The organism is Saccharomonospora iraqiensis subsp. paurometabolica YIM 90007 (genome assembly GCF_000231035.2).
Taxonomy (GTDB): Bacteria; Actinomycetota; Actinomycetes; order Mycobacteriales; family Pseudonocardiaceae; genus Saccharomonospora; species Saccharomonospora paurometabolica.
The window spans coordinates 2,543-10,227 of sequence record NZ_KI912218.1; the positions used below are offsets into that span (position 1 = coordinate 2,543).

Sequence of the window (7,685 nt, forward strand, 5' to 3'; positions counted from 1 at the left end):
CCCGGCCAGCCGCTCCAGCTCGCCGCGCCGCGTGCCGGTGCCGACCAGGACGAGCTGGGCGTCGACGTGCCGCGCCACGGCCGGCCACGCGCGGATCAGCTCGTCGAGCCGCTTCTCCGCGTCCAACCTGCCGACGAACACCACCGTGGGCAGGTCCGGCCACCCGAGTTCCTTGCGCAGCGGCCCCCGGGGCCCGTCCGGTGGGCGGAACCGGTCGGTGTCGACGCCGCACGAGACCGGTTCCACCACCCGGTCGAACCCCCGCCCGGTGACCAGCTCCGCGGCCGTGCGGGTCGGCGCCGTCACGTGGTCGACGTGGTCGTACACGCGCAGACAGTCCGTCCACGCCAGCCGGGCGATCGGGGCGTGCACCCGGCGCGGCAGGTACGGCAGGAGGTTGTCCGGCATGAAGTGGTGCGTGGCCACCACCGGGAGGTCCTGCCGGCGCGCGGCCCGCACGGCGGCGCGGCCGATGGTGAAGTGGTCCTGGGTGTGCAGGACGTCCGGGGCGATCTCCGGCACCAGGCGGCGCAGCTGTGCGGGCACCCCCGGTGGGGGAACGAACCGCACCTCCGGGTGGATCACCAGGGGCACCGACCGCAGCCGGTGCAGCAGCACCCCGTCCTCCCGCACGTCCCGGCGCGGACCCTCGTCGGAGGCGCAGACCACGTGCACGTCGTGGCCGCGCTCGGCGAGACCCACCGCGAGGGTGTGGGCGAAGAACGAACTCCCGCTCACGTCGGGCGGGTAGGTGTCGGTGGAGATCAGGATTCTCATGGCGCGTCCTTCTCCGCGGACGTGAGGGCGGTGTACGAGTGGGCCAGCACCACCACCCCCAGGACGATCACGAAGGCGGCGACCCCCATCTGGGCCGCCTTGGCGACGGTGTCCGGCATCGGCTCCCCGAGCACGAGCACCCCGACGGCCGAGGCCGTCACCGGGTCGCTGACCTCCAGCAGGGCGAAGACCAGCGCGAACCGCCGCATCCGGTACGCGTGCTGTTGGGACAGGCCCCCGAGGACCAGGATGGGCACCACGACCAGCGTCGGCCAGTCGAGCACGGCGGCCGGGTCCTGCACCGTGCGGTGGCCGATCAGGCCGATCAACGCGGAGCCGACGCCGAACGCGCCGCCCGCGGCCAGCGCCAGCGCGACCGCCTTGGCACTGCCGGTGGTCACCCACCAGGACACCAGGACGACGAAGCCGGTGGCCGCGAGTGCGGCGAGGCCGAGCAGCAGCGCGGTCCCGTCCGGAAGTTGATAGTCCTTCGGGGCGTGCGGCAGGGCGCTCAGCAGCCCGGCCAGCCCGGCGATGATCGCCCCGCAACCGACCAGCTCGCGGGTGGTGACCGGCCGCCGGTCCAGCAGCGCCTTGGTGACCACGGCGAAGAGCAGTCCGGCGGTGCCGACGGGCTGGATGATGCTCACCGGACCGTGGCTCAGCGCGATGACGTGCAGCACCACCCCGATCCCGGCGAGCACCCCGCCCCACAGCCACCGGGACTCCGACAGCAGCCGCAGCAGGAACCGGATCTGCCCGCCGGAGAGCCGGGTGTGCACGACGACGCGTTCCTGCAGGGCCGATCCCACGGCGATGAACAGCGCCCCGACCACGGCCAGCGCGATCGCGAGGGCGAGCACCATCTCCTCAGCTCCAGCCTCTCCCCGCCCACACGGCACCCTGACCTGTCCGGTGTCGGTCGACACCGCTGTCCAGGGTAGAGATCGTCACCCGGTGTCGCAGGCCCATCACGCTTTCCGGGCACGGCCGAGCGGTCCCGGGGCGACGCCGACGGAGGTCGGTGCCGCCCCGGGACCGTGTCACCGGCCGGGGCCGCCGTGGTGGGGGCCGCGGGAGCCCGGGCCCGTGGGTCGCCGGGACGGGGGGTCAGACGGTGCTCAGGAACCGTTCCATCGCGGTGACCAGGGCCACCGGTGTCTCGTCCATGGCGTAGTGGCCGCAGTTGCCGAGTACCTCGAGGTCGCAGTTCGGGTACCACCGGGTGACCGTCTGCCGCATGGTGTCCTCGCCGAGCGCCGGGTCGTGCTCGCCGACGAGCACCTTCACCGGCACCGTGCTGCCCTCGACCTCGGTGTGGAAGTCGGTGCCCGACCACGCGCGCAGGTAGTCGGCGACGGCCTGCTCGGTCGCGTTCTCCAGGGAGTGCCGCACCATCGCGTCCAGCCACACCCCGGTCAACCGGTTTCCGGTGGTCAGGTCGATGATGGCACGCCGGTTGGCCGGGTCGGTGGCCGCGCCGGCGAACAGCTGCCAGCCCTCGTCGTCGAACGGCACCCCGCTCGCCGGGACGGGGGAGATCCCCACCACCGACCGCACCCGTTCGGGGGCGTCGGCGAGCACCCGCTGGACGACCGCGCCGCCCATCGAGTGGCCGACGAGGGAGAACCGGTCGAGACCGGCCTCGTCCGCCACGGCGAGCACGTCGGCCGCCGCCTCGGCGAGTGTGTGCTCGCCCGGCTCGTCCCGGCGGCGCCCGTACCCGCGCAGGTCGAGGAACAGGTAGCGGAACGTGCCGGTGTCCAGGTGGTCGAGCACGGGCCGCCAGGCGCCGGCCGAGCCGAACCAGCCGTGTACCACGAGCACGGGATGGTCGCCGGTGCCGATGCTGTCGTAGGGATGAGCCACGTCGCGTCCTCCAACTCCGTTGTCGTTCGGCGCGGTGCCGGGGATCTCACTCGATCGCGTCGAGATCGCTGTTCCTGCTCTCCCGGCTGGTCGCCGCGGCGAAGACCGTGATGGCCATCGTGACGACCAGGTAGGCGATCACGCTGGCGACGCCGAACCGGTCGATCAGCCACACGGCGATGAACGGAGCGGGGGCGCCCGCGATGATCGAGGAGCCCTGGAACACCAACGACGAGCCCGCGAACCGGTGACGGGTGGGGAACAGTTCGGTGATCCACGCGGCCTCGGTGCCGGCGAGCACGCCGTGGAAGAACGCGCCGACGCACACCCCGAGCCACAGCAGCGGCAGGCTCTCGAACTGGACGAGCCAGAAGAACAGCGGCGCCCACACCACGAGGATCACCGATGGCACGATCAGCGCCGGCTTGCGGCCGACGCTGTCGGAGATCCGCCCGCCGCCGAGCATCCCGACGAACTGGAACAGCGACGCGAACGTCACCGCCAGCACGACGTCCCCGCGGTCGTAGCCGAACGACGTGGTCGCGTAGGCGATCACGAAGACGGTGTAGATGTAGAAGGCGATGTTCTCGCCGAGCCGCACGCCGAGGCCGTGCAGCACCTGACGGGGGTTGGACAGCGCGTCGAGGATGCTGGAGCGCTTGCGGGTGGTGACGGCCTTCGTCTCCTGCCGGGCCTGCGCCGCCTGGAACACCGGGGACTCCTCGACGCTGCGGCGCAGCCAGAAGCCGATCACCAGCAGCGGGAGCGCGACGAGGAACGCGAGCCGCCAGCCCCACGCGTCGAAGGCCGCGTCGGAGACGAACAGGGTGATCACGCTGACCACGGAGGTGGCGAGCACGGTGCCCATCGGGGCACCCGCCTGTGGCCACGAGGCCCAGAAGCCGCGCCGCCGCCGCTCGCCGTACTCGCTGACCATGAGCACCGCGGCGCCGAACTCGCCGCCGAGCGCGAAGCCCTGCGTCAGCCGCAGCAGCACGAGCAGGACGGTGGCGGTGATGCCGATCTGCCCGTAGGTGGGCAGCAGTCCGATGGCGGCCGTGGACAGTCCCAGTAGCAGGAAGGTCGTGACCAGCATGGGTTTGCGGCCGAACTTGTCGCCGAGGTGGCCGAACACGATCCCGCCGAGGGGGCGGGCGACGAAGCCGATCCCCTGGGTCGCCAGGGCCATCAGCAGTTTCATGATCTCGCCCTCGCCGGGGAAGAACAGGGGGCCGAGCACGGTCGCGGCGAGGATGCCGTAGATGGCGAAGTCGTACCACTCCAGCACGGCTCCGGCCATGCTGCCTGCCAGGACACGCCGGAAGCCGCGGGCGGGCGGGGAATCCGACGGTGCGGCCTGCGCGGCCTTCTGCTCGACGGGTGACGCCATTGTCGGGATGCCTTTCCTGGGTCGGGGGAACCTGGGAATTGAACGGACCGGAGCACGGTGCCGCCGCCGGGGCCGCGTCCTCGCGGGCCCGGTCGGATCGGGCGGTGCGCTCCGGGGTCAGAGGCCGAGGGTGAGCCGCCCTCCGCGGGCGCGGGAGCAGCACGCCATCATGCGGCCGCCCTCGGCGCGTTCGGACCGGGTGAGGACCACGTCCCGGTGGTCGACGTCGCCGTCGAGGACCGGCACCTCGCAGGTGCCGCACAGGCCCTCCTCGCAGTCGCTGGGCACGTCGATGTTGGCCGCGCGCAGCGTCTCGAGCACGGTCCGGTCGGCGGGGACCCGCACCGTCAGGTCGGAGTCGGCGAGTGTGACGTGGAACTCGTGCTCCACGGACGGGTCGAGCGCCTGCCGCGTGGTGGTGAAGTGTTCGACGTGCAGGGCGTCGTCGGGCCAGTGGCGGGTGGCGGAGTCCAGGGCGTCCAGCAGCCGTTGCGGGCCGCACGCGTAGATCCGGGTGTCGTCGTCCGGCCGGGCCAGCAGCGCGTCGACGTCGAGCCGGTCGCCCGCGGACGAGACGTGCGCGTGCAGGCGGTCGCCGTGGTCGGCGCGCAGCCGGTCGAGCAGCGCCATCCCCGCCTCGTCCCGACCGCAGTAGTGGATCTCGTAGTCGACGCCCCGGGCGCGGGCGTGGTCGGCCATCGCCGCGATCGGGGTGATGCCGATGCCGCCCGCGACGAAGACGTAGCGCCGGGCGTCCGGGTCGAGGCGGAAGTGGTTGCGTGGCCCGCGCATCGTGAGGGTGTCGCCCGGGCGGAGTCGTTCGTGGACGAATCGGGACCCGCCCCGGCTGTCCGGTTCACGCAGCACGGCGATGCGGTAGTGCGTGGTGTCGCCCGGGTCCCCGCACAGCGAGTACTGGCGGGTGGTGTCGCCGAGGTCGAGGTCGACGTGCGCGCCGGGGGACCAGGACGGCAGTGGTGCGCCGGTGGCGTCGGCGAGGGTCACGCCCACGACGCCGTCGGCCTCGCGGGTGAGGTCGGTGACGGTGACCGTGCGGGCCGGGGCGCGGGTGGCGGGTTCGCCGATGGTCACCGGCGGGTCGACGTCGCGGACGGCCGGGTCCCGGCGTTCCGGATTGGCCGCCGGGTCCCACCGCACCCACAGGTGTTCCGGCCCGCGGAAGGAGGTGTTCGGCACGTAGGTGAACCGCTGGTCCGGAACCAGCTCCAGGTGCGGGAGCCTGCGGGTGAGCTCCTGCAGGAAGACCTGGAGTTCCATGCGGGCGAGGTTCTTGCCCAGGCACTGGTGGCTGCCGTAGCCGAAGGTGAGGTGGTCGGTGGTGTTCTCCCGGCGGATGTCGACCGTGTCGGGGTCGTCGAAGTGCCGTTCGTCGCGGTTGGCCGACGAGTTCACGATGAGCAGTTTCGCTCCGGCCGGGATCGGCACACCGCCCACGGTGGTGTCCCGTGTGGCCAGTCGACGCCAGGCGGCCACCGAACCGGAGTGGCGCAGGCACTCCTCGACCGCGTTCGGGATGAGGCCGGGGTCGGCGCAGAGTTCGTCCCACACCGCGCGGTTCTGCAGCAGCAGCTTGATCGCGTTGGCGGCGGCGTTGGCCGTGGTCTCGTGGGCGGCGACGATCCCGGCCATCATCATCGAGTGCAGGTAGGAGTCGGTGATGATGTCCGGCATCTCGCGCTGCAGCCGGATGCTGTAGGGCATCCATCCCGGGCCGGAGGGGTCGCGTTTGAGCTTGTCGACGACCTCGCCCGCGTACTGCCAGAACCGGCCCACCGACTCCGCGACGGCGACCTGCTCGTCGGGGGAGGGGCGGCCCCAGGTGTTCACCGTGTGCGCGATGGAGTACCGGCGCAGGGTGTCCATGTCCTCCTCGGGCACCCCGAGGAAGTGCAGCGCGACGGTGAGCGGGACCTCCCACAGCATCCCGTCGACGAGGTCGACCTCGCCGGTGTCGACGAAGCCGTCGACGTAGGCGCGGGTCAGGCGGCGCACCATCGGTTCGTGGTCGACGAGGTGTTGCGGCGTGAACGGGTCGAGCAGGGCCCGCCTGCGGGGCATGTGCGCCGGTTCGTCCTCGTTCACCAGCGTCCGGTGCATGGCGTAGTCGTACTTCTCCAGCACGGCCGTCGCCTCGTCGCAGACCGGGGTGATCTTCTCCAGGGCGATCGACGGCGAGAACGTGAGGTTGTCCCGGAAGACGGCCTTCACGTCGTCGTAGCGCGTCACCACCCAGTAGCCGAGGACGGGACTGTAGAAGACGGGCTCCTCGTCCCGGGACCACCGCACCGCCTCCGGCGGGTCGGCCTGGTACTCGTCGCCGAACGGGTCGAACGCCGCCGCCCGGTCACTGAACGGACACGCCCCTGTGCTCATGGCCACGCTGCCTCCGTGAGCTGCTCATTTACCGATATCGCACACCATGTAGCGATAAGCGAACTGCGCAGAGGCTAAGTACCCCGGTAACCCACGTCAAGACCCGGTGCCGCCGTCGGCCCTGCGGGCGCGGAGGTTGCCGTGAGGGGCACATTCCCTGCCCCGGACGCGGTGAGGGGCACATTCACTGCACTCAACGCAGGGAAAGTGCCCTTCACGGCACACCCACTCGGGGAGCGGGGGCTGGGTGGGTCAGGGGGTGAGGAGGTGGGTGAGGTCGTGGGCGGCGGTGCGGACGGCGTCGGCGGCGGTGGCGGTGTCCAGGCCGTCCATGGCCACGACGCCGACGCTGTACTCGACCGCGCCGGCGCCGGCCGTGTGGTCGGTGGCGTGCACCGCGGTGGCCAGGCCGACCGCGCCGCGCTGGAGTTCGCCCCGGGTGAGGCTGTAGCCGAGCCGGCGTGCCTCGCGCACCGGTTCCGGGTCGTCCGGACGTTCCGGCCGGGCCGCCAGGATCGCGACCCCCGCCGCGCCCCGGGTGAGCGGATGCCTGCTGCCGACCCGGTAGCCGACGGTCAGCACCGTGTCCTCCGGTTCGGCCACCATGATCGCCACGCACTCGGCGCCCTCGGCGGCGGAGACGAACGCCGTCGCGCGCAGGTCGTTGGCCAGCCCGTGCAGAATCGGCCGCGCCTCCTCGGCGAGGCGGGGTTCGAACCGCGCGCCCAGCACGGCCGCGCCCGCACCGAGCCGGATGCGTCCCTGCTCGGTGCGGGACACGAGCAGGTGTTCCTCCAACGTGGACACGATGCGGTAGCAGATGGCGCGGTGCACGTCGAGTTCGGCGGCGAGCTCGGGAACCGAGATGCCGTCCGGATGCTGCGAGACGACCTCGAGCGCACGCAGCCCGCGGTCCAGGGTCTGCAGCGTGCTCATCGGCCTCCGTCCGTCCCGAGATCGTCGTCCGCCCCCGAGCCTACTGGCGGAGGTCGTGGCGCGGTGCGGTGGCCGCCCACGACGGGGACGCCGGGGACGGCGGAACGTCGCCGAATGGTTACCTGGAGGTAGGTGACACCGTGCGCCGGGCGCGGCATTCTTCCGTGCTGTGGACAGACAACGACACACTGTCACACCCCCGTCCGGGGGCGGGACCTCCGACGGGGGCGAGGCGTCCGGTGCGCCCGGTGCCGGGTTGAGTCGTCGCCGGGTCCTGCGGGCGGGCGGCACGCTGGCCGTCGCGACGGCCGGGACGGGA

The 7,685-nt window shown here is 72.3% G+C and carries 6 protein-coding genes; all 6 read right to left on the bottom strand.

From position 1 onward, the window contains the following. Positions 1-777 (bottom strand): glycosyltransferase (locus tag SACPADRAFT_RS26070; RefSeq protein WP_007025645.1); only part of this gene is annotated, 777 nt, incomplete at its 3' end. Continuing rightward, positions 774-1,643, bottom strand: coding sequence for a DMT family transporter (locus SACPADRAFT_RS0207105; RefSeq protein ID WP_007025644.1), 870 nt, complete (start codon positions 1,641-1,643; stop codon positions 774-776). The genes SACPADRAFT_RS26070 and SACPADRAFT_RS0207105, both read right to left, overlap by 4 nt. Positions 1,644-1,887: 244 nt before the next feature. After that, positions 1,888-2,646 carry an alpha/beta fold hydrolase gene (locus SACPADRAFT_RS0207110; protein ID WP_007025643.1) on the bottom strand — a complete coding sequence of 253 codons (759 nt, stop codon included), beginning with the start codon at positions 2,644-2,646 and terminating at the stop codon, positions 1,888-1,890. A 46-nt stretch (positions 2,647-2,692) separates the two neighbouring features. Further along, positions 2,693-4,036: an MFS transporter gene (locus tag SACPADRAFT_RS0207115; protein WP_007025642.1), complete on the bottom strand. Its 1,344-nt coding sequence runs from the start codon at positions 4,034-4,036 to the stop codon at positions 2,693-2,695. A 117-nt stretch (positions 4,037-4,153) separates the two neighbouring features. Then, positions 4,154-6,430 (bottom strand): cytochrome P450/oxidoreductase, encoded by a 2,277-nt coding sequence (locus SACPADRAFT_RS0207120; RefSeq protein WP_007025641.1) that lies wholly within the window; start codon positions 6,428-6,430, stop codon positions 4,154-4,156. Positions 6,431-6,682: 252 nt separating this feature from the next. Further along, positions 6,683-7,366 carry an IclR family transcriptional regulator gene (locus tag SACPADRAFT_RS0207125; protein WP_007025640.1) on the bottom strand — a complete coding sequence of 228 codons (684 nt, stop codon included), beginning with the start codon at positions 7,364-7,366 and terminating at the stop codon, positions 6,683-6,685. Between the last annotated feature and the right edge of the window lie 319 nt (positions 7,367-7,685).

Bases quoted from the DNA above. Each gene is read 5' to 3' on its own strand.
- SACPADRAFT_RS0207105 (WP_007025644.1), bottom strand. From the start codon at position 1,643: ATGGTGCTCGCCCTCGCGATCGCGCTGGCCGTGGTCGGGGCGCTGTTC.
- SACPADRAFT_RS0207115 (WP_007025642.1), bottom strand. From the start codon at position 4,036: ATGGCGTCACCCGTCGAGCAGAAGGCCGCGCAGGCCGCACCGTCGGAT.
- SACPADRAFT_RS0207120 (WP_007025641.1), bottom strand. From the start codon at position 6,430: ATGAGCACAGGGGCGTGTCCGTTCAGTGACCGGGCGGCGGCGTTCGAC.
- SACPADRAFT_RS0207125 (WP_007025640.1), bottom strand. From the start codon at position 7,366: ATGAGCACGCTGCAGACCCTGGACCGCGGGCTGCGTGCGCTCGAGGTC.